This is a genomic window from Bradyrhizobium sp. CCBAU 11361, assembly GCF_028128935.1.
Lineage (GTDB): Bacteria > Pseudomonadota > Alphaproteobacteria > Rhizobiales > Xanthobacteraceae > Bradyrhizobium > Bradyrhizobium niftali.
In genome coordinates this window covers 125,336-146,268 of record NZ_LBJZ01000018.1, presented here as the reverse complement: position 1 = coordinate 146,268, position 20,933 = coordinate 125,336, and the positions used below count along the sequence as shown (strand labels likewise).

Genomic DNA, 20,933 nt, shown 5'->3' with positions numbered 1-20,933 from the left:
AGTGCGTCTACTGTGATGGGTTTCAGATTGCCGCAGGTCGGCCGCAAGGCACTGAGCGAGGCGCCCTCGATGTGGCGTCATCCGCTCGAGGTCCAGACCGGCAGTGGTGATGTTCTCGCCGAGGTCGCCCGCAGGGACCTCGAAGCCGGCATCAAGAAGGGACGCCAAGAGCTAGGATGGGATCAGATGGAACTGCCGGAACTTGGGCAGGCGGCGACGGACAAGGTAGCGGTGCCGAACGAACGCGCCGGCGTGGGCGTCGCCTTCGACGCCGTGGCCTTCCACCAGGACTATGCGGTCAAGGGTCGCTTTGCTGAAGTGGTGCCTACGATGTTGTCCGAGCGCAATGTGCCCCGCTGATCCGACCGGAGCGAATGCGCCTGCCGCGGCTGCGCCCTTCAGCGCTCCATATCGTGCCTGATCCGCCATTGTTGCTCCTTGGCTTCGCGCTGGAAACGGGCCGGCGGCGGGACCGTTCTTAGAGTCGGGCAGGTGGCGCGCCTACGTGGTTTTGGACGCCTTTGCCGCAGTGATGCATGGGTTGACCGGTCGGTTGGTCAGCTTTGAGCGTGCTGCCAGTGTGAGGTGATGTCGGCGCCTGTCTTATTGAGATGCACGTGCTGATCGACGTGATCGACCCATGAGAGCGGAATGAAGTGATGATGCTGACCGTCCGGCGAACTCTGCTTCGTCAGCTTGATCTTATCGGTTCCGTCCAGATGATCGACTTTTCCGACCATCTTCCTATCCGACGAAATCACGTCCATGTGTTCCTTGATCTTAGAAATGTCTGTCATCGGTATCTCTCAGTCAGCAATAATAATCGGTCGGTCCGGGAAACTTTTGATTGCTTCCCAACGCTCAGCATACGCCGATCAGGCCGCCCGCGAGAGCGAGCGCCGCTTCTGGCGTAGGTAGCGCGTGATCTCTGAAAGCGACATCGCGTTCAGGACCCGCTCGGCGGGGACACCACCCTTGCGGGCCATCAGGACGCCCCAGTGCATGTGGTCGAGCTCGGGAATCGAGTGCGCGTCCGGATTGATGCTCAGCATGCAGCCGAAGTCGAGGGCCGCCTGGTGCCAGCGCCAGTCCAGGTCGAGCCGCCATGGATGGGCATTGATTTCGACGACGACATCGTGCTTCGCGCAAGCACGCAGCACCTTCTCGACGTCGATTTCGTAGCCCGGCCGCCGCTGGAGCTGTCGCCCGGTCATGTGGCCGATGATGGTCGTGTGGGGATCGGAAATAGCCCCAAGCAGGCGCTGCGTCTGCGCCTTGCGATCCAACTTGAAGCGACCGTGGATGCTGGCCACCACGAAGTCGAAGCGCTCCAGCACGTCGTCGTCATAGTCGAGCGAGCCGTCGGCCAGAATGTCGGACTCGATGCCTTTCAGAATCCGGAAATCCTTGCCGAAGCGCTTGTTCAGCCGGTCGGCTTCCCGGTGCTGCTGCGCGATCTCCTCGACGGAGAGACCGCCCGCATAGTGGGCAGACTTGGAATGGTCGGCGACGCCGAAATACTCGAAGCCTCGCTGGCGCGTCGCCTTCGCCATGGTCTCCAGGGTCTCGGTGCCGTCGGAGGCATCGGTGTGGCAGTGAAGGATGCCGCGCAGGTCCTGATCGGTGACGAGCTTTGGAAGCTTGCCTTTCAGAGCCGCCTCGATCTCGCCGCGCCCTTCCCGGAGCTCAGGGTCGATGAAGGGCAGACCGAGGGCGCGGTAGATCTCCGCCTCCTCGCTGGCGATTAGGGTGCGCCCCTTGTGCAAGCCGTCGGGCTCCAATCGCATCCTCTTTTCCGCAGCCAAAGCTTGGAGTTGTTCGATATGAGTGGCGGAGCCTGTCGCGAAGAGGAGAGCAGCGCCGAAGTGCTTGCGGTCAGATACTCGGATTTGCAGCCCGTCGGCCGGTGGCGTCGATGTCTTGTCCGGCTTGGCCGCCTCCGCAACGATTGCGAGGTCGCCGACGAGTTCGCAGCCTCGACGGAAATCACCGGCGAACGTCGCGCGCTTGAGTTCGGGCCGGGCATTCCGGATGGAATCACGCGCGTGCTCGAGCAAGGCGGCGGCACGGTGCAAGTGAAGGCGACCTTCTCCACTTTTGGCGATCGCTAGGTTCTGCAGGATCTTGGTCTGCAGCGCGGCGCCGAGTCCTTTTGCCTTCTTGATGCGGTCGTCCTTGGCAGCGGCTTCCAATTCCGCGAGCGAAGCGATGCCGAGATCCTTGTAGAGGCGCAGCACCTTCTCCGAACGAAGGCCGGGCACAGCGAGCATCTCGAGCACGCCCTCGGGAATCTCCTTCCGCAGCTTTTCGAGGCTGGGATGACTGCCCGTTATGTGAAGCTTGGTGATGATGTCGGTTATCGCGTCGCCGACCCGGGATCTCCGTAAGCCGGTCTTCGGCGATGAGTACGTCCAGAGGGACGGCAAGAGCCGCCAGGCTGTCGGCGGCCCGAGAGTAGGCTTTCGCCCGGTAGGGATTGCCGCCTCGCAAGGCGGTGCGCTGCGCGTACTCTCGCAGGAGACTTGCCACATCGCGCGCGTCGAGCGAAGGCATTCAGCCAGCCTCCCGGTCCGAGCTTCGCGGCGCCGCCGGAGTAAGGCGACCCCCGGGGCGGTCGCTTGACCGACGATCGAGAGAGCTCTCCAGCTTCCGGGCCGCGCGAAAATCCTCGAGGTGCTGCGTGTTCGGGCCGTACGCCGCCTCCTTCTTGAGGAGGTTATAGATCCGGCCGACCACAAGCTGCAGGTGCCTCATCCGGCCCTTCGGCATCGCTCGCGCCTTGCAAAGAGCCCGGACTGCGTAGGCGCGGAAATAGTCGAAAGCGTCTGACATGATGTCAGTAAACGCCGGCTACCCCTCATGGTTCGATCAGCAGCCATGGGTCTCATTCTCCGGCGCCGGCGCCGCGGCGGGCTCGCGGCGTCGGCGTCACGGCCTGAGTGCTGCGTCAATCCGACCGGGAAAACTTGGAACCTCTGGGCGCAGCACATGTTGTGCCCGGCCAATACTGGAGGACGACATGAACAAGAAAGTTCTTCTGCTGCTGACGGCCGCTTCGCTTCTGACGGGTCCGTCGTTCGCGCAAAATCCGCCGGCGACCGACCGCCCGAACAACAACGCGGTCAACAGTTCCGGCCAGAACAATTCCGACAAACCGGTTTCGGGGGCCAACAGCTTCACCGAGGGCCAGGCCAAATCGAAGATCGAGCAGGCCGGTTACACCGACGTCACGGGCCTGAAGAAGGACGACAACGGCGTGTGGCGCGGCAAGGCCAGCAAGGGCGGCACATCGACAAACGTCAGCCTGGATTTTCAGGGCAACGTCAACGCGGCCAAGTAACACTGAGCGCAGTAGCGAACGCAGACAAGGATTCAAAATGACCGTTACGATTTCACGTCTCTACGACAACTATTCCGACGCACAGCGCGCGGTGACGAGCCTCGAAGCGGCAGGTCTGCCGCATTCGGAGGTGAGCATCGTCGCGAACAATTCGGACAACTGGTACAGCACAGACAAGAAAGTCGATCGCGACCGCGACGGTGTCGACGATCGTGCCGAAGGTGCTGCCACGGGGGCCGGCGTCGGCGCGGGTCTCGGCGGCGCAGCCGGTCTGCTCGCTGGCCTTGGACTGCTGGCCATTCCGGGCTTGGGTCCGGTGGTCGCGGCCGGATGGCTCGCCTCGACGGCGCTGGGCGCGGTCGCCGGCGGCGCCACGGGCGGAGTCGTCGGTGCGCTGACGCAAGCCGGCGTTTCCGAGGAAGAAGCACCTCTCTATGCCGAAGGCGTAAGGCGCGGCGGCACGATGGTTTCGGCCCGCGTTCCTGACGGCGACCGTGCGCGGTACGAAGCAATCCTCGACCAATCCGCCGTCAATCTGCGCGACCGCAGCGCGGCTTGGCAAAAGTCGGGGTGGAAGAGCTACGATCCGGCGGCGCAACCTTACGGCGCGGACGAGGTCCGCCGCGAGCGCCAACTCTACGGCACAGGCGTACGGTAAATCGGTTGGCAGCCCGCCTCCAAAGCGGGCCGCCTTTTTTTTGCACGCGACAACGATCGAATACAGGAGCGGAAAATGAGCCGCGGAATGCCATCGATGACCGCCCTCTTGGGCATGCTCGCTCTCGCCGGTTACCAAAATCGGGACAAGCTGGCGGAGATGTTTCGCAACGCGACCACCGGGCAGCCGGCGGCAGGCAACAAGGATTCGCTAAGCGGCATGCTCGGCAACTTGGGCGGCCTCGTCGGCGGCGGTGGCGTGGGTTCGCTGCTCAACGGCGGGATCGGCGAACTTCTCGAGCACTTCAAACAGAACGGTCAGGGTGACGCCGCGCAGTCCTGGGTCGATCACGGGCCGAACCGGGAGGTCACGCCGCCCGAACTTAAGCAGGCGATCGGTCCGGATGTCCTGCAGAAGCTGGAACAGCAGACTGGACTGTCGCAGCAGGAGATACTCGACCGCTTGTCCCGCGAGCTGCCGACTGCCGTGGACAAATACACGCCCGATGGACGCGTTCCTTCTCCGTCGGCTGGTTAACACAACGCGCACTCGGAGGGAAAATGGGCATCATCTGGACGATCATCATCGGTTTCATCGCAGGAGTCATCGCGAAATTCATCATGCCCGGCGGCAACGAGCCGACTGGTTTCGTTCTGACCACGATCCTTGGAATCGTGGGAGCGTTCGTGGCGACCTATCTCGGTCAGGGGCTCGGCTGGTATCGGCCTGGCGAAGGAGCGGGGCTGGTCGGCGCCGTCATCGGCGCGATCATCGTACTGTTCGTCTATGGGCTGATGGCGGGCAGGAGCGGCCGGGCTATCTAGACCGACCAAGCAGCAGGAGCCGCGGCGGATCGAAGCGCAGCGGCTCTTCGAAACCAAATCAAAGATCTTCTCGCAGTCCCTTGAAGAACGGATGCCGGACCTTTCCTTCGGCGGACTTGGCCCTGTACTCGACCTCGGCCAACAGCTTCGGCTCGACCCAGATGCCCTTGTGTGCGATCCGCTTCGCGTAGGGTTGGGTCTTCCGGATCAGCGGCTTCAGACGCTTCTGCAACTCGGCAGCCGAAACCTTGTCGAAGCCGTGGTCGACCTTGCCTGCGTAGACGAGGTCGTCGCCCTTTCGCCGTCCGAGGTATATGCCGTCCCATTTCCCCTCGTCGAGCGCGAAGCCGGCGATCGTCAGGGTCTCCCGCTGCGCGCAGGTCTTCTTCACCCAGTTGTTGCCGCGGCCGCTGGCGTATGCGCTGTCGCGTACCTTCGAAACGATGCCCTCGAGCCCGATCTTGCAGGCGTGTGCGAATATGTCGGCACCTTCAAGCTCGAAGCTTTCGCTGAACTGGATCTCGGTGCCGTCGATGATCTTCTTGAGTTCAGTCTTGCGCTGGAAGAGCGGCAGCTTCCGGAGGTCGCGGCCGTTCAGGTACAGGAGATCGAAGGCGACCAGTACGATGCTGGTCGACTTGCCTTTCAGTTCGTTCTGAAGGACCGAGAAGTCCGTCGTGCCGTCCGCGGCGGGGACCACGATTTCACCGTCCACGATCGCCGACCCCGCCTTGATGTGCCAGGCGTCGTCGGCGACCTTCTTGAAGCGGTTGGTCCAGTCGTGGCCGCGGCGGGTGAATACCCTCACGGCTTCGTTCGCCAGCTGGACCTGGACCCGGTAGCCATCGAACTTGATTTCGTGAATCCATCGCGCCCCGGACGGCACCTTCTCGATCGATGATGCCAAGGCCGGTTCTACGAAGCCGGGGAACGGCGCCTTCACGCCGACCGCCGCCGGTTTACGTCGCTGAAACGCCACGCAACGAACTCCAACGCAACTGGTGGACTCAAGCCGGGACGGCAGGATTCGTTTCAGGAACCCCCGAATCCTTGCAGCGTTGCATCGCCATCAGTTCGAAAGAGGAGGAGCCGATGGCGGCAGCGAAGAAGACAGCGCGTGGACGCAAGCAGGACCGGGCGCGCGTCGCCAAGGGACAGGACTACGAAGTCCGCTACGAAGCGAAGAAGACCGGCCGCTCGGCATCGGCCGTGAAGAAGGCCGTCAAGAAGGTCGGCAATAGCCGCAAGCGGGTCGAGAAGCGGTTGGGACGCTGAACCAGCGGCCGGTCTTCGCCAGTTTCTGCCAAACGTCGACACTCCGCCGGAAGACGAGCATACTTTTAGAGACCTTGTGTTGGCCGTCCTTATCGGTCAGCATGGGGAATATTTGTTGATCTTCTCGGTTTCACCCGGCCAATTTCAAGAGGGTGTCATGACAGTTCACGATCATTGGCAGATGGATGCCAGCGCTCCCGAATTGTATGAGCGGTATCTCGTCCCCGCCATCACGTCGGTCTGGGCCGATGATCTGCTCGATCGCATCGAGCCTGCGAAGGGCGAAAGCGTACTGGACGTGGCGTGCGGGACCGGTGTCGTGGCGCGGCGGCTGGCCGAACGCGGTCACGTAGGAAAACTGGTCGGCGTAGACCTCAACGGGGCAATGCTGGCCGTCGCCCGGGCGAAATCCAGCGACGTAAAGTGGACCGAGGGCAGTGCGCTGGATCTACCCTTCGCGTCGCGAAGCTTCGAAGTCGTACTCTGCCAACTCGGACTGCAGTTCTTTCCTGACCGGCCGCAGGCGCTTCGAGAGATGGCCCGCGTCCTCCGGCCGTCCGGACGGCTCGGACTCAGCGTCTACAGCGCCATCGAGCACACGCCGGCCGCACACGCCTTCGTGCAGGCGCTGGACAAGTTTCTCGGAGCGGAGTCCTCGCGGACCAAACGCGCCGAGCATCTTTCCTGCGGCGCGGCCGAGGTGGGTTCTTGGGTGCGCCAGGCAGGTTTCGACCGTGTCGATGTCGAGACCGTGACCAAGCAGATTAGCTTTCCGTCGTCGCTCGATTATGTTCGCTTCCAGCTCACCGCGACCCCGATGGCTGCGCTGTTGAAGGGGGAAGACGACATCGCGCGTGAACGCATTATCGCGGCGGTCGCCGACGATGTGGTGGGCCGCATGGATTCCTCGATGCTGGCGAACGGCAGGCTGACGTTTCCTCAGGAGTCCTTCGTGGTTGTCGCATCCCTTCGCTGACCGTCCATTTTCTTCCGTCCTGGATTGCTCGCGGCAGCCGAGCCTTGCCCGCGTCCTGAAATTGGAAACGTCGATCGTAGGAGCATCCGCATATGAGCGAGCATTCGAAGGAATCCGAGACGCCGCTTTATGATCGAGCGTTGCTGTTGCACGGCTCGAAGCGCAACGAGCTATTGACCTTGGAAGAGGTTCGTCGATACGGCAGCGACAGCTTCGCCGATCCCGACTTCCTTCGGCTGTACGGAATGACGCCGGCCCGGTGGTACGCGCGCGGGGTGCGTTTGCTCGGCCGGACCGCAGTCGAATGCACTCGAGATGCCGTCGCCGACCGCATCGGGCAGGACGTCGCGACTGTTGCGGCGTCCCTTCCGGCCCCGGGCCGGTGGGTCGTCGTCGATCCGTTCGCCGGGTCGTGCAATACCTTGTACTGGATATTGCGACACGTGCTGCAATCGCGCGGAATCGCCTTTGAGTTCGACCCTCAGGTCTTTCGGTTGACCAAGCAAAACCTCGCGCTCCTCGACCGGACCATCGATCTGAAGTCCGGCGATTACGGCATCATGTTGGGGCAAGTCGATATCGCGCCTGACGAGACCTTGATCGTCTTCGTGGCCCCGCCTTGGGGCACTGCGCTGGATGAGACAGAAGGGCTGGATCTACGCCGAACCGAACCTCCCATAACGGAGATCATCGCGAAGGTCGGCGACGTATTTCCCACCAAGCGGACTCTTTTTGCCGTTCAGGTGTATGAGAAATTGAATAAGGAGTCTCTGGCCGAGCTTCAAGGAAAGCTCGATTGGTCCGACCTGAAGATCTACGATTTCAATGCTGCCGGCAGAAATCACGGCGTTCTTTTGGGCACGCGAGGATGGACGCCCTGAAGGATTTATCGCGCTATGCCCGGCAGGAAAACCGGGTGAATGCGGTCAGCCGCTGTACGCTTGGCTCGACCTCGCGCATGTAAATCTGGCTCCGCAGGAACGCGATCTCGTCGTCGAGAGCGGTCTCGTCGACGTCTATGAACCAGGACTTGGGTCGCCCGTCGCTGCCGTCGTTCCAGCGATAGCCCCTTCGTTTCAGCGAGTCCTTGAGCTCGAACGCGGTCTGCTCCGCCCAGACCCGCAGCGTCGGCTTGCGGGCGGTCTCCAGCAGTAGCGCGAGCGCCGGCGCGCCCGTCGTCGGCAATTCGAAGGCGAGGACCTCCAGCAGGGCATGGCAGTCGTCGACGGCGCGATGCGCCTGGTGGAAGAAGCCGGCGCCGTTCAGCAGATAGCCAAGCTGCGCGCCTGCGAAGCCGTGAGCGCGCCAGTCGATCTCGGTCGCGCTGCAGGCCCAGGCCTTGTGCTCGAACACCGGCCAGTAACGCTCGACGAACCTCCGGTCGAAACCACTGTTATGAGCGATTGTGACGACTGAGTCGCCGACGAAGTCCGTCACGGCCGCATCGTCGAGCCGATGCCCCGCCACCATCTCGTGGGTGATTCCGGTGAGTGCAGTGACCTCCGCGGAAATCGGCACGCTGGGCTCATTGAAGGCCGAGAACGTATCACGGACGCCGACGATGCGGCCATCGGCCGAGTAGTCGAATTTGACCATGCCGAGTTCGATGATCTCATCCTTAGCGTGATCGAGCCCCGTCGTCTCGGTGTCGAGCAGAACGCCGGTCCTGACCTCCTGCCCGAGCGTCGGTTCGTACGTGGGTCTGGCGACCAGACGCCGCAGAATCCGGTAGTCGGGCGACCGGCTCAAGGCCTCGGCCATGGCAACCAGATCGGTCGTGTCCTGTAACATCGCTGCTCGGAATGACTGCCAGAACCGGTCGGCTGGCTGAACGCAGAATATCCGCAGCGCCGACAGTGAGGTACCGGAAAAACAAGCCATTCACGGGCTTTTCGGCGGTTGTGGATTCGATAGCGGGCAGCCGGTCTGCGTTCGTGGTTGCAGCGGCGACTGATCGTCAGCGCGGCCGGCGATTGGGACAGGCATGGCCGCGCGGCCGGTCCTGCCGCCAATAGCCGACCGCCCCAGCTTTGCTCGGCCAAGGGCCACGGTCAGAGTGTTCGTTGAAAGCATCGTGCTTTGTTCTGCGAGGAACCCCTGCGCAACACTTTCGTTGTGCTGATCTTCCGGACAGCAAAGGATACGATTATGGACCGCGAACATGTGAAGGGCGCCGCCGACAAGGCAAAAGGCGCCATCAAAGAAGGTGCCGGCAAGCTCACTGGCGACAAGGACATGGAAACCGAAGGCAAGATCGACAAGGCCAAGGGATCCGCCCACAACGCCGCGGGCGACGTGAAAGATACAGCGCGGGACGCCGCTGACGCCCTCAAGAAGTAAGCAGAAGAAGCGAAGATCAAAAACTAGCCGCCTCCGGGCGGCCTTTTTGCGCCAATTGAGACGGCAAGCGGGCTTTCAGTCGGAGATCAGAGGAACGAAGCGGATCTCCTCTATCCTTTCCTCGACGAAACGATCGTCCGGGGCGCGTGTCAGCTTCGTCAGCCACTGCACACCGTCAGGATCGCCGAGCGGGATGAGAAGTCGTCCCGACGGAGCCAGTTGAGCCTTGAGAGCCGCGGGCGTCTGCGCGCCGGCGGCCGACACCACGATCACGTCGAAGTCGCCGCCATCCGGCCATCCTGCGGTCCCGTCGCCCTGACGCAGATCCACGTTGCGGCAGCCGAGATGCCGAAGGCGCGATCGGGCCTGTCGTACCAATGCCTCGTGGCGCTCGATTGCGCAAACCTCCCGCCCGAGCTTGGCGGCGAGTGCCGCCAGATAACCCGAACCCGCGCCGATCTCTAGAATCCGGTCCGACTTGGCGATGGCGGCGGCCTCGAGCATCCTGGCGACGATGTAGGGCTGAGAGATGGTCTGCCCTTTCGGGATCGGCACGGCGCAGTCATCATACGCGGCTTCCGCGAACCGCCGATCGAGGAAAATCTCGCGGGGGACCTGCCGCATCGCCAGCAGGACCCGTCTGCTGCGGATGCCGCGGCTGGCAATCTGCACGTCGACCATCGCGTCGCGGAGGAAGCGGGACCTCCTGGACCGTTTGCTCTCCTTGACCGCGCGCACGGCCTCTCCATGCATGAACGATTTCGCTCCAGCAGATGGGAAACTCGGAGGCCAGCCACTTGCTCCTTGACTCGAGGGGTGGGTGGCGGCTCTCGCCGACGAGGCCGGCTCCGCTACCGAGGAGGGAAATCGCGGAGCTGAGTCAGGAACGTGTCCGCAGCGGAACGACCGTGTCCGGATCGAATTGATCTTGCAGAAACCGAGCCGGAGAGCGCTCATGAAATGGATGTTCACGGCGGCATTGATGGCCGCAATGGCGCTGGCTTCGGCCTCCGGTGCGGACGCGAAAGGTTGCATCAAGGGCGCCATCGTCGGGGGCGTCGCCGGCCACATGGCAGGGCACGGCAAGCTCGGCGCTGCCGCCGGCTGCGTGATCGGCCATCATGAGGCGAATAAGAAGACCCCGAACGATTCGAATGCGCAGGCGCCGTCGGGCCGGAAGTGACCTTCCGGAACGGAGGCGGTTCGTCGTGACGCTGCCCTTGCGCCGGAGGCCGATCTGAACGTCGGCATCATGATGTTCGAAGCGAGACTTCGTCGGGTCTTCATGATTCCCGGGAGGAGACGCGATGAAATGGATGGTGTCGGCGCTCGTTCTCGGACTGGTCGCCTTGAGCTCCACGGTCTCGGCCCAACCGGTGAGATGGACGACCTATTCCATCCCGCAGACGGGTACCTCGGTGGATTTCCCGGCCTCGATCTTTACCGAAGAAGCCGGCCGTCCGGACGGGTACGGACAGCGATTTCGGACGGCTGACGGCCGAGCCGACCTTACGATACAGGCCGCACCCAACGTTGCGAACGATTCACCCGCTGCATTTCTCGCGAAGAAGCATCCGCCCGCGCGCATTCAGTACAAGCGAACGACGCCTCGGTTCTTTGCGGTGTCCAGCTACAAGGGCGACAAGGTCTGGTACAACCGGTGCAACTTCTCGAGCGAATTGATTCACTGCGTCCTGATCAACTACCCGGCGAGCGAAGAGCGCGACTGGGACCACATCGTAACGCGCATCAGTCTCTCGCTGAGGGGCAGATAAGGCGTGCGGGGTAGCCTCGCGCGGCCGCGCCGAGCGCCTAGCCGCGTAGCTTCGAGTACACGGAAGTCCGGAGAGGCCGCCGCCTTTGGCTATCCTCGCGAGCGCTAGTTCTGAATAGCGGGTCGTGAAACCTTTGGCTATCGGCGACAGGCGCCGTAGTTCAACGGCGGGCGACGGTCTCTACGGTTCAATGGGATACGACGATTATCGTTCCTCCAAAGCTGAGGCCTCAAGGGTGCCGCCCCGGACTGCGTTCCGGTCGCGCAGGCTCGCGTCCCGTCCGCCATCCCGCCGCGCGCAGGAACCTCAGATCTGGGCCGCCCTTGCAGGGCGGGCGCTGCGGCCGCGTCATCCGGTCCGGTCGATCGGTGACGACCGCGAGAACAACGCCGCCAAGAGCGTCAGTCAGGAACGGTGCCACCGTCGTGCGGTTGACTCCGGAAGACAACACACGGAGGTCAACATGGCCATGGAAGATCGCGAGACCTTCAGTCTCATCGGAAGCGACAAGGTCGAGGGCACGAATGTGTACGGATCCGACGGGCAGAAGGTCGGCTACATCGAGCGCGTCATGATCGACAAGGTCAGCGGCAAGGTGTCGTACGCGGTGCTCAGCTTCGGCGGTCTGCTCGGCATTGGCGACGATCATTATCCGCTGCCCTGGCAGGCGCTGAAGTACGACACCGACCTCGGTGGCTACGTTACCGGCATCACCCAGGACCAGCTTCGCGGCGCCCCAAAATACGCCGACGAGAGCGCATGGAATTGGAGCGACCCGGCGAGGGCGCGCTCCGTGAACGCCTACTACGGGGGGTGCCCGTGGCTTGATGCGGCATGACGGTCGGGCCAACGCCACCGTCGTTACGCAAGACGGCGCTCGATCCGCCGAGGAGGCTTGAAAAGTGAGTGATGCCGTTCGTGTTCTGGTCGTGGAGGATGAAGCTCTGATCTGCAGCTTCATCGAAGACGCCTTGTCGGTCGGCGGTTTCCAGGCCTGCTCGGTCTCTTCGGGGGAGGCGGCCCTGTCCACCTTTTGCGATGGCTGCGAGGGATGCCGGGCGCTGCTGACGGACGTCAACCTGGGTGATGGCATCACGGGCTGGGAGCTGGCGCGGCGGATTAGGGAAATCACGCCTGGCTTTCCGGTGGTCTACATGACGAGCGCCAGTGCCCCGGATTGGAAATCGCAGGGCGTCGACGGCAGCGTCCTGATCGAGAAGCCCTTTGCACCGGCGCAATTGGCTGCCGCCGTGTCGCAGCTACTGGATACCCGAGCCTAGCCGGGCGCTCGCGGTGTACGCGCAACTGGGATGAACGGCGCTTGGCGGTCCGCAATGGCCGGGTAATCGAGATACCCTTCTGGTCCTTGCGCGAACCACGCCGCTTGGTCGTCTGGCATAAACGGCAGGCCTTCGGCCACGCGGCGCGGAAAGTCGGGGTTGGAGATAAATGGCAAGGCGATGAAGCTTGTCCCCGACGAGACGGGCCGGGGCGGCGAGCGATACGTCTGCCCCGCCTGCGAGGAGGGTCCGCTGCACGACCCCGCCGCCCAAAAAAGGGCGGACAGCCCGCTCCGCCCGCCGGCTAAGAAAAATCCGGCTCTGGCGCCGAGGCCGGTTGTCGATCCTATCGAAAGGGCTGACTCGGCTCGACGGGGACCCGACTTTTCGGGAAAAAGTAGAAACTTCATCTTCGGAGACGAGTTGGCATCCGGCGAGGTCTGTTCTCGTCGGAGCCGAACATGGTCGACGACGTCCCGTTGCGCACGGCGGTACATACGGTCTGGTCCCTCTACCTGGCGAGGCATCGCGACGTCGATGCTGCCGACACCCGCCGCTGCCTGCTGGAGCGTCATCTGCAAGGGAAATGGGAAGCGCGTGTGAGCGATGCCGAAGAACTCACGGGATTCGGCCTGGCTTACCTTGAGCGCCTTCCCGAAGACGAATGTTGAGGCTGATGGAGGGGCTCGTCAGGCGAGCTGCGGTCGACAGCGCCAGGCCGGATTGGACGTTGCTGGCCGTCTCAGAACTCGCCTCCGCGGCCGTCGTGCTGCTCTTCCGCTCGATGTTTTCGGTCTAGAGGGTCGGCATCGATGCGCATCGCTCAACTTGCTCCCCTGGCGGAAAGCGTCCCTCCCAAGCTCTACGGCGGCACGGAGCGGGTCGTGGCGTGGCTGGTGGATGAGCTGGTCGAGCTCGGCCACGACGTCACGCTGTTCGCGAGCGGCGACTCCCGGACGAAAGGCGAGCTTCATGCCGTGTGGCCGCGCGCGCTGCGTCTCGGACGAAAGGGCGCCGATCCAAATGCCGCCTGCGCCGTGCTGCTGGAAGCGATCGCAAAGCGCGCGAAAGACTTCGACGTGATCCACGCGCACATCGACTGGCTGCCGCTTCCGCTGCTCAGCCGGCTCGGCGTGCCCTTCGTGACCACCATGCATGGCCGGCTCGACCTGCCGGGCCTTTCCGATGTGCTGCGGCAGTTTCCCGGTGCCGGCTTCGTGTCGATATCGGACTATCAGCGTCTGCCATTGCCGGAGGCGAATTGGATCGCCACGATCCCGCACGGACTGCCATCGAACAACTTTCGCCCGTCTTTCGATCAGGGATCCTATCTGGCGTTCCTCGGCCGCCTCACCGCGGAAAAGGGGCCCCAGGACGCCATCCGCATCGCGCGCGCCGCCGGAATGCCCTTGCGCATCGCCGCCAAGATTCCGCGCGGCGAGACCGTCTTCTTCAAGAAGCAACTTGAGCCCCACATCGACGGTCTGGCGGTCCAGCTCGTCGGCGAGGTGGACGAGGCGAAGAAGCAGCCGTTCCTCGCCGAGGCCGCGGCCCTGCTGTTTCCGATCGATTGGCCGGAGCCTTTCGGCCTCGTCATGATCGAGGCGATGGCCTGTGGGACGCCAGTGATCGCCTACCGCTCCGGCTCCGTGCCCGAGGTCGTCGAGGACGGCGTGACGGGCTTCATCGTCGAGAACGAGGAGCAGGCTGTCAGGGCCGTGGGCGATCTGGGCCGGCTCGACAGACGAAAAGTACGTGCCCGCTTCGAGGAACGCTTCTCCGCGGACCGAATGGCGCGCGAGTATGAAAGCGCGTACCGCCGATTGATCTCTGGCGCCGCGTACCCGGCTGCGGCATTCGCGGCGCCGCACGCCGAACGTCGGCGCGAGCCGAGGCCGGCCGACGAACTTCCGGCCCCCGGCTAATCGATTTTTAGCCGCCCCTTGAAAGTGGCCCCGGAGCATCCATTTGACATCCATGCGCCATCCCATTGGATGGTAGAAATGGATGCTTTCATGGCCGACAATGTCCGCGAGCTGCGATCCCGGATCCCCGATACCGAGAAGATCACGATCAACCTTGGCTATGTCGATCTGGGTCAGGTCGATCTGATGGTGCAGGAAGGGTTCTATTCGAACCGCACGGATTTCATCCGGACGGCCATCCGCAACCAGCTCGAACGCCACGCGGACGTCGTGAAGCAGTCGACGGTCCGAAAGAGCCTGGACTTGGGGCTGCGCAACTACAGCCGCGAGGATCTCGAAGCGGCGCGGCGCGCCGGCGAGATGCTGCACATCAACGTGCTGGGTCTCGCGACCATCGCCCAGGACGTCACCCCCGAGCTGGCCCGCGCCACCATTGCTTCGGTCTCGGTGCTCGGTGCCCTTCACGCCACTCCCGCGGTCAAGGCCGCACTCTCCGACAGAACTAGGTGAACGCGATGCTGAATCAGAACATGATTTCTGAGGCCACGCGCCTCACGCGTGCGGGCCACCTGGTCGAGGCCACCGCGCTCCTGCAGCGCATGCTCCGCGGCGAGAGCGCCTCCGAGCCGTCGGACAGCACTGCCCGTGTCGCGCCAGATCGGCTCGAGCCCCCGACCATCGACGTGAAGGCCAACGTCGTCGAGGAGAAGGAAAGCCGACGAACCACCCGGGTTTCTCCCGCTCCTTTGCAACGCAAAAGCATCGCCCGGTTCGATCGCTTGAAAGACTTCCCCGGACTCAACCTGCGTGGTCCGATGACCCGCGCTCCGCCTGCCACGACGGATATCGCACCCGAAGGCACGAGGTTCATCGCCGGCACCTTCCGCAACGCGAATGGAAGCCGGAACTACAAGCTGTTCGTCCCAAGCCACTCGCAGGAAAAACCGCTTCCCCTGGTGGTCATGCTTCACGGTTGCACCCAGTCGCCGGACGACTTCGCGGCAGGCACCCGGATGAATTTCCTGGCGGAAGAGCGGAATTGCTTCGTGGTCTATCCGGAGCAGCCCAATGAAGCCAACCAGGCGAAATGCTGGAATTGGTTTCGCACGGGCGACCAGCAGCGGGAGGGCGGGGAGCCTTCGCTGATCGCAGGCATCACTCGCCAAATCATGCTGGACTATCCGATCGATCCGAAGCGGGTCTACGTCGCAGGTCTGTCGGCCGGCGGGGCGGCCGCCGCCATCATGGCAGCGACCCACGCCGATCTGTACGCGGCCGTCGGGATCCATTCCGGCCTCGCCTGCGGGGCGGCAAGCGATCTTCCCTCAGCGTTCGTCGCCATGCGTCAGGGCGGCGGGTCTAAAATTGCCGCTGGTGGACCGCCAGTGCCGACCATCGTTTTCCATGGCGACCGCGACACCACGGTGCATCCGAACAACGGCGACCGGATTGTCGAGCAGTCCGCCAAGGCGGCAGGCTTGAAAGCGAAGGTGAGCAACGGACGGGTGCCCCATGGGCACGCCTACACCCGCACCAACCTTGCCGACGCGGACGGGCGCGCCGTCTCCGAGCATTGGAATGTTCACGGCGCCGGCCACGCCTGGTCGGGCGGCAGTCCCGCCGGCTCCTACACCGATCCCCGCGGGCCGGACGCGACGAGGGAGATGCTGCGCTTCTTCCTTGAGCATTCGCTCCCGGGTTAGTCGGGCTTCACAAGGCGCTCAGATCGTCCGGCACGTCCCCGAACTTCCGGATCAGCTTCGCGTCGCCGAAGTCCCCGGTTGCGGGGTCCCCGCTGCGGCTGAACGCGACGGCGCCGGCGTGTCCGGGCTTGCGCGCCAGCGCCTCGGCCCGCATCACCGCGGCATTGGCGCTCAGGCATTCCGCCGCCTCGCCGGCGGCCATGCCGTCGTCGGAGAAAACGAACGGCAGAGCAGAGCGACATAGTAGGTCACTTCAGACATCTGCCTCATCCTTGCGTTCGCGCGCCCCTGGGAGCCGTCCCCGGGCGTAGCCTTTCGACACATTCGTCCGGAGCTCGTCGGTCTCGGCCTCGAGAAAGTCGACGGCGACGAGCAGTGCCTTGACCGCCTCCCGGGCGTCTCCGCCGCAGGCCGCGATGGCCTGGTCGGCGGCGGCCTCCAGGTCGAAAGTGGCCGGTCTGGAGGGCTCGGGCGTAGCGGTCATCAGATTATGTTCTCATTTTGTTCACGAGAGTCAAGCGCCGGCGCTCTGTTTCGCGGGCGCCGCTGCAGGGGCAGGCGGAATTCCGTGGACGGCCCGTGGCGGTGTCGGAACCGCGCCGCCCCGTTCGTCTTGAGTCCGTGTCCCGTACCCTGGAGCGTTGCGTACCCATGGCCCCCCGCGCGAACTGGAAAGGTTTCCTGCGACTCTCGCTCGTCACCTGCCCCGTGGCGCTCTATCCGGCCACGTCGGAGAGCGAGAAGATCAGCTTCAACCAGCTCAACCGGCAGACTGGCCACCGGATCAAGTATCTCAAGGTGGACGCCGACACCGGCGACGAAGTGCCCAACGAGGACATCGTCAAGGGCTACCAGCTTGAGAAGGATCAGTTCATCGAGGTGACCAAGGAGGAGCTCGAGGAGATCGCACTGGAGTCGACGCGCACCATCGAGATCGACGAGTTCGTCGACAAGGCCGACATCGACCCGCGATACCTGATCCGCCCCTATTACATCCGGCCGGACGGCAAGGTCGGGCACGACGCCTTCGCGGTTATCCGCGAGACCATTCGAGAGATGAACAAGGTCGCGATCGGGCGGGTGGTGCTGACCAACCGCGAGCACATCATTGGCCTGGAGCCATTGGACAAAGGGCTGGTCGGGACGCTGCTACGCTATCCTTATGAGGTACGCAGCGAGCAGGAATATTTCGACGAGATTCAGGATGTGAAGGTCACCAAGGACATGCTCGATCTGGCGAAGCACATCGTCAACCAAAAGGCCGGCCGCTTCGACCCGGAGAAGTTCGAGGACCACTATGAGACCGCGCTGATCGAGCTCATCAACCAGAAGCGGGCCGGCAAGCCGATCACGCCGAAGTCCAAGCCGACCACAGGCAACGTCGTCGATCTGATGGAGGCGCTTCGGCGGAGCGTGGGTCAGGAGGCCGCGCCGGCGAAAGCCGAGAAGCCCGGCAAGAAGGGGCGCAAGGCATCCGCCGGGCAGAAGGAAATGCTGATGCCTATCGAGGGCAAGAAGCCGAAGGAGGCGGCGGCGAAGAAGCCGGCGGCCAGGTCCCAGCGGAAGTCGGCCTAACGCCTCCACTCCGTCGTCTGGGACGATTGCCATCACGAACGAATGGGAGGATCGCATGGATATGAGGGAAGCCTCTGCAATGACGGAAGCCTCCCGACGGCGATCGGATATCCGCGAGCGTCGAGAAATATGGGCGTCTGGACAACGAGCAACAATCGCGGCTGCTTCGGTCTATGGAGAGATTCCGGTTGAGCCAATCTCGCAAACAGCCGATCGACCGAGTCCTGGATCTGGCTCTCTCTTTCGAAATTGCCTTGAGCGATCAGGGTGACAATGCTCCGCCGAGTTGGAAGGTGAGCGTCAGGACCGCTCAACTCGTCGGCGGTCCTGTCGACGTGCGTTCGTCGAACCGGCAGGCGATCGCATCACTCTACGAACTCCGCAACCAGGCCACGCATGGAGGCTCGCTGAAGCCTCGCGGCGGAAAGACCGTTGATGCGATCCTTCAGGACAGCTTCGATCTCTACGTCTCGACGATAGGCAAGCTGCTCGATCTCGGCTCAAAGCCGGACTGGAAAACCGTCGAGTTGGAGCCTCTTGCATAGCCGACGAGGACACCTTCACGAAAATCCCTTTTTTACTCCGCGGCGAGCAGCAACGGCCAACCTGACAAACTCCTCAAGTATCTCGCCTAGGTTGATGTATACTAACTACTCAATTGAGCGCCACCCGCCCGCGAATTAAGTTCAGAAACGACCGATACTAGCCGAACATAAAGTTCTTGGTTAGATGCGACCCGCGTTGTATCGAAAGGTATTTAATGGGAATTCGCGATCTCGTTCATGATCTACGCACATCGATAGACGACGAGGTCGCCGCCTCCGTAGACAAAAACTCCTACGGAGCAATGGTGCGTCACCTCCAAAAGTACCGCTTTTGGGAAGGTGCCAAACCGACGCTGTACGAGCATCAGCGCCGAGCGATCGAAACCGTGGCCGCCTACATCGACGCAGATCCTCACTTGCCCGAGAGGCCAAACCTTAAGGAGGCCGCGCTCCTCAAACTTCCCACCGGCACCGGCAAGTCCGGCATTGTAACGGTCCTTGCTCGCTGCCTTCCCTCGGTCAAGCGAACACTTGTACTTACACCGCGCGGGTCCTTGGTCGCGCAGATGAGAGATGACGTCCGCTTTCGATTCTGGAAGCATCTCGGCTACACCGTAAATGAGGGCCAGACCTTCACGGCCGAAGCGTCGTCCATGGGCGCGGACCTGCAGGAAACCTACGTCGAGACGCTCCTCCCGAGCCGAGCCGACGCCATTCTGCAACACGTACCAGCAGCCAACAGATCGATCCTAATCGGCACATATCAAGCCTTGGACATGATCCGCCGGCGAGCTCGAGACCCAAGGCCAGAACGAGCGGCAAGAGCCCAGGCCGCGCGGAATGTGCTCGCCTTGCTCGCAGGTTTCGACCTGATCCTGGTCGATGAGGGCCACTACGAACCGGCCATCTCCTGGTCGAAGGGCGTTCGCGAGCTCAATAGACCCACGGTGCTGCTAAGCGCGACGCCCTATCGCAACGACTTCAAATCCTTCCGGGTGAGAGGTCAGTTTGTCTTCAACTATCCGCACGGCGACGCCGTGGCGGCTCATGTAATCAGGGACGTCGAACCCGTCGTGGTCGAGCCGCGCGGCGGTGGGGCGGCAAGCGACAAGTCCGTCAACGGTCTTCAACGGCAACTTCCCGCCCTGCTTGCTCAAGCAAAAGCGTGGACGAATACGCCGAAAATCATGATTCGAGCCGACGATCTCGACACGCTGCAGAGCCTGCAACGCAAGGTCGATCAGGTGTTCGGCACCAAGTCGGCGCTCGTCCATGACCGCGCGAAGGGCGGCAATACCCCAGAAGGTTCCAGAGCGTACGACGCGCGATGCATGAATGCGCCGACGCGCAGTTCTGGTTACATCAATTCAAGCTTATGGAAGGCGTCGATAACCCCGACTTCGTCGCGGTCGCTATTTACGACCTGCACACGAACGGCCGCCAACTCGTACAGCAAATCGGGCGGGTGGTACGAACGAGCCCCGGGCGAACGCGTAAACAAATAGCCTGGGTTCTTGCAGGCAACGCAAACGCGGCACGCATCAAGGCGACATGGAATCGCTACAAGTCCTACGAAGCCTACTGCGCAGCAGAAACCAGAAACATTGTGGCGAACGAAACGGCCTTGCCCGACCGTCTCCTGAAATACATGCCGGACAATCAGTACATCGGCGGCGATTTCCGAGAACGTTTCGATCCCGCTTCGCCCCTGACGATGACCGACCTGCAGATACCTGCGAGCACCGCAATATTCAAGTGGGCCAATCCCTCACGTGCCGTCGCCGAACTGTCGGAAGCGGCGGAAGATGCACTGATGGAGAAGGATCGATTCAAAATCGTCCCGATCGAAGGGCTCCCAGCGAACTGCCTGGGCTTCAGCTACTACGCATGGCGGAATTCGCCCTTACTGATCGACAAATTCTTCTCGGAGTGGACGCTCGGCGTCTTCATAGCCGTGCAGCACAAAGACTTTGTCATGGCGCACGACACCGAAGGCAATGTGCTGGACATGGAAGCACTCGGTCTGGGGGTGGCTTCCAGACGAACGCTTGAGCAGGCGTTCCCACGCGGCTCCGCTTCGCGACTCACACGAATGTCATTTGGGTCCCTCGACATGTCCGAACAGGCCATCCGGACGTTGGCAGTTCGTACACGGGCCTTCGAAACAACCTTTACCGACCTGCTGGATCCCCACTTGGTCCCTACGGCAGCTTCGGGGTTTGTCGACGGCCGCGGGCGCTATGTCGGCTTCGCCAACGCGCGCTTTCGGGATTCCACCGAACGACGCTTGGCGGTTGCGGACTATATATCATGGACCGCTTCGATCGCGAAGCAACTCGGGGGCACGGCCGTCCGCAGCCAAGTCTTCGACCGCTACGCGCTCATACGGGACGATGTCACGAAGGATGGCGCACAGCCTCAAAGCATTCTGTTGAGCTTCTCTCGCGACGAGCTCCTCGAGCATACCGACTCTCATTCCGAAGCGCGGACGCTCGCGGCGGATCCCGATATCGATCACGACGACGTATGCGCCGAGGTCGACGCGGAAGGTAACTTCGCGGTCGAAGTGCTCGGCAAACAAACACTGTGCAACATCAGCTACAACGACGAAACAAAGAGGTACCGCTTCCACAGCGACGCCCTGAATGATCTGTTCAGAGCAAAGGAAACGGGCGACAGAGCCCATCCGCAAACGGCAAGTCAGAGAATTTCGGGAC

The 20,933-nt window shown here is 62.7% G+C and carries 26 protein-coding genes and 2 pseudogenes; 21 read left to right on the top strand and 7 right to left on the bottom strand.

Annotation, left to right across the window (positions count from 1 at the left end):
- The first annotated feature begins 27 nt into the window (after positions 1-27).
- A complete protein-coding gene (locus tag XI08_RS06765) occupies positions 28-360 on the top strand; it encodes a hypothetical protein (protein ID WP_162494170.1) in 333 nt (110 codons plus the stop codon).
- 197 nt (positions 361-557) lie between these two features.
- Here XI08_RS06765 and XI08_RS06760 read toward each other — a convergent pair whose 3' ends face one another.
- Positions 558-797: a DUF2171 domain-containing protein gene (locus XI08_RS06760; protein ID WP_011090751.1), complete on the bottom strand. Its 240-nt coding sequence runs from the start codon at positions 795-797 to the stop codon at positions 558-560.
- A 78-nt stretch (positions 798-875) separates the two neighbouring features.
- Positions 876-2,553: pseudogene (locus XI08_RS06755) on the bottom strand (PHP domain-containing protein).
- Between the two features lie 466 nt (positions 2,554-3,019).
- On the opposite strand from XI08_RS06755, the gene XI08_RS06750 reads away from it, so the two are divergent.
- The 4 genes from XI08_RS06750 to XI08_RS06735 all read left to right on the top strand — a co-directional run bounded on the left by XI08_RS06750 (position 3,020) and on the right by XI08_RS06735 (position 4,822).
- Positions 3,020-3,340, top strand: coding sequence for a hypothetical protein (locus XI08_RS06750; RefSeq protein WP_271573848.1), 321 nt, complete (start codon positions 3,020-3,022; stop codon positions 3,338-3,340).
- Between the two features lie 37 nt (positions 3,341-3,377).
- The gene (locus XI08_RS06745; protein WP_011090748.1) at positions 3,378-3,998 is read left to right on the top strand and encodes a hypothetical protein; all 621 of its coding nucleotides are present in this window, start codon (positions 3,378-3,380) and stop codon (positions 3,996-3,998) included.
- 75 nt (positions 3,999-4,073) lie between these two features.
- Positions 4,074-4,535, top strand: coding sequence for a YidB family protein (locus XI08_RS06740; RefSeq protein WP_166346641.1), 462 nt, complete (start codon positions 4,074-4,076; stop codon positions 4,533-4,535).
- Between the two features lie 23 nt (positions 4,536-4,558).
- Positions 4,559-4,822, top strand: coding sequence for a GlsB/YeaQ/YmgE family stress response membrane protein (locus tag XI08_RS06735; protein WP_237873128.1), 264 nt, complete (start codon positions 4,559-4,561; stop codon positions 4,820-4,822).
- Between the two features lie 58 nt (positions 4,823-4,880).
- Here XI08_RS06735 and ligD read toward each other — a convergent pair whose 3' ends face one another.
- Complete coding sequence (gene ligD, locus XI08_RS06730; protein ID WP_271573847.1) at positions 4,881-5,801, bottom strand: non-homologous end-joining DNA ligase; 921 nt, start codon at positions 5,799-5,801, stop codon at positions 4,881-4,883.
- Between the two features lie 113 nt (positions 5,802-5,914).
- Between ligD and XI08_RS06725 the strand changes: the two genes are divergently transcribed.
- The 3 genes from XI08_RS06725 (at position 5,915) to XI08_RS06715 (ending at position 7,954) form a co-directional block, all read left to right on the top strand.
- Positions 5,915-6,097, top strand: coding sequence for a DUF3606 domain-containing protein (locus XI08_RS06725; protein ID WP_011090744.1), 183 nt, complete (start codon positions 5,915-5,917; stop codon positions 6,095-6,097).
- Between the two features lie 157 nt (positions 6,098-6,254).
- Entirely contained in the window at positions 6,255-7,073 is an 819-nt protein-coding gene (locus XI08_RS06720) for a methyltransferase domain-containing protein (RefSeq protein WP_271573846.1), read from the top strand.
- A gap of 92 nt (positions 7,074-7,165) precedes the next feature.
- Positions 7,166-7,954, top strand: coding sequence for a hypothetical protein (locus tag XI08_RS06715; protein ID WP_271573845.1), 789 nt, complete (start codon positions 7,166-7,168; stop codon positions 7,952-7,954).
- Between the two features lie 13 nt (positions 7,955-7,967).
- Here the strand turns inward: XI08_RS06715 and XI08_RS06710 are convergent, their stop codons facing one another.
- Positions 7,968-8,864 carry a 3'-5' exonuclease gene (locus XI08_RS06710; RefSeq protein WP_271573844.1) on the bottom strand — a complete coding sequence of 299 codons (897 nt, stop codon included), beginning with the start codon at positions 8,862-8,864 and terminating at the stop codon, positions 7,968-7,970.
- Between the two features lie 357 nt (positions 8,865-9,221).
- Between XI08_RS06710 and XI08_RS06705 the strand changes: the two genes are divergently transcribed.
- Positions 9,222-9,413 (top strand): CsbD family protein, encoded by a 192-nt coding sequence (locus tag XI08_RS06705; protein WP_271573843.1) that lies wholly within the window; start codon positions 9,222-9,224, stop codon positions 9,411-9,413.
- 75 nt (positions 9,414-9,488) lie between these two features.
- Here the strand turns inward: XI08_RS06705 and XI08_RS06700 are convergent, their stop codons facing one another.
- Complete coding sequence (locus XI08_RS06700) at positions 9,489-10,151, bottom strand: protein-L-isoaspartate(D-aspartate) O-methyltransferase (RefSeq protein WP_271573842.1); 663 nt, start codon at positions 10,149-10,151, stop codon at positions 9,489-9,491.
- 217 nt (positions 10,152-10,368) lie between these two features.
- Between XI08_RS06700 and XI08_RS06695 the strand changes: the two genes are divergently transcribed.
- The 9 genes from XI08_RS06695 (at position 10,369) to XI08_RS06655 (ending at position 16,096) form a co-directional block, all read left to right on the top strand.
- Positions 10,369-10,596, top strand: coding sequence for a hypothetical protein (locus XI08_RS06695; protein WP_271573841.1), 228 nt, complete (start codon positions 10,369-10,371; stop codon positions 10,594-10,596).
- 124 nt (positions 10,597-10,720) lie between these two features.
- A complete protein-coding gene (locus XI08_RS06690; protein ID WP_060910189.1) occupies positions 10,721-11,188 on the top strand; it encodes a hypothetical protein in 468 nt (155 codons plus the stop codon).
- Between the two features lie 463 nt (positions 11,189-11,651).
- Positions 11,652-12,026, top strand: a complete 375-nt coding sequence (locus tag XI08_RS06685; protein ID WP_271573840.1) for a PRC-barrel domain-containing protein — start codon at positions 11,652-11,654, stop codon at positions 12,024-12,026.
- Between the two features lie 64 nt (positions 12,027-12,090).
- Positions 12,091-12,468, top strand: a complete 378-nt coding sequence (locus tag XI08_RS06680; protein ID WP_271573839.1) for a response regulator — start codon at positions 12,091-12,093, stop codon at positions 12,466-12,468.
- Positions 12,469-12,929: 461 nt separating this feature from the next.
- Positions 12,930-13,139, top strand: a complete 210-nt coding sequence (locus XI08_RS06675) for a hypothetical protein (protein ID WP_028150804.1) — start codon at positions 12,930-12,932, stop codon at positions 13,137-13,139.
- The gene (locus XI08_RS06670) at positions 13,133-13,267 is read left to right on the top strand and encodes a hypothetical protein (protein ID WP_264653567.1); all 135 of its coding nucleotides are present in this window, start codon (positions 13,133-13,135) and stop codon (positions 13,265-13,267) included. Before XI08_RS06675 ends, XI08_RS06670 begins: the two co-directional genes overlap by 7 nt.
- A gap of 13 nt (positions 13,268-13,280) precedes the next feature.
- Positions 13,281-14,393 carry a glycosyltransferase family 4 protein gene (locus XI08_RS06665; RefSeq protein ID WP_271573838.1) on the top strand — a complete coding sequence of 371 codons (1,113 nt, stop codon included), beginning with the start codon at positions 13,281-13,283 and terminating at the stop codon, positions 14,391-14,393.
- A gap of 90 nt (positions 14,394-14,483) precedes the next feature.
- Positions 14,484-14,903, top strand: coding sequence for a CopG family transcriptional regulator (locus XI08_RS06660; protein ID WP_028150805.1), 420 nt, complete (start codon positions 14,484-14,486; stop codon positions 14,901-14,903).
- A 5-nt stretch (positions 14,904-14,908) separates the two neighbouring features.
- Complete coding sequence (locus XI08_RS06655; RefSeq protein WP_271573837.1) at positions 14,909-16,096, top strand: extracellular catalytic domain type 1 short-chain-length polyhydroxyalkanoate depolymerase; 1,188 nt, start codon at positions 14,909-14,911, stop codon at positions 16,094-16,096.
- A 7-nt stretch (positions 16,097-16,103) separates the two neighbouring features.
- Here XI08_RS06655 and XI08_RS06650 read toward each other — a convergent pair.
- Together XI08_RS06650 and XI08_RS06645 are read right to left on the bottom strand one after the other, a co-directional pair.
- Positions 16,104-16,357 (bottom strand): annotated as a pseudogene (locus tag XI08_RS06650) (hypothetical protein).
- The gene (locus tag XI08_RS06645; RefSeq protein ID WP_060910194.1) at positions 16,350-16,580 is read right to left on the bottom strand and encodes a hypothetical protein; all 231 of its coding nucleotides are present in this window, start codon (positions 16,578-16,580) and stop codon (positions 16,350-16,352) included. The pseudogene XI08_RS06650 and the gene XI08_RS06645 overlap by 8 nt, the downstream one beginning before the upstream one ends.
- A gap of 167 nt (positions 16,581-16,747) precedes the next feature.
- On the opposite strand from XI08_RS06645, the gene ku reads away from it, so the two are divergent.
- The 3 genes from ku to XI08_RS06630 all read left to right on the top strand — a co-directional run bounded on the left by ku (position 16,748) and on the right by XI08_RS06630 (position 19,721).
- A complete protein-coding gene (ku, locus tag XI08_RS06640; protein WP_271573836.1) occupies positions 16,748-17,671 on the top strand; it encodes a non-homologous end joining protein Ku in 924 nt (307 codons plus the stop codon).
- Between the two features lie 188 nt (positions 17,672-17,859).
- Entirely contained in the window at positions 17,860-18,216 is a 357-nt protein-coding gene (locus XI08_RS06635) for a hypothetical protein (RefSeq protein ID WP_333927077.1), read from the top strand.
- Between the two features lie 215 nt (positions 18,217-18,431).
- Complete coding sequence (locus XI08_RS06630) at positions 18,432-19,721, top strand: DEAD/DEAH box helicase (RefSeq protein ID WP_271573835.1); 1,290 nt, start codon at positions 18,432-18,434, stop codon at positions 19,719-19,721.
- Positions 19,722-20,933: the final 1,212 nt, after the last annotated feature.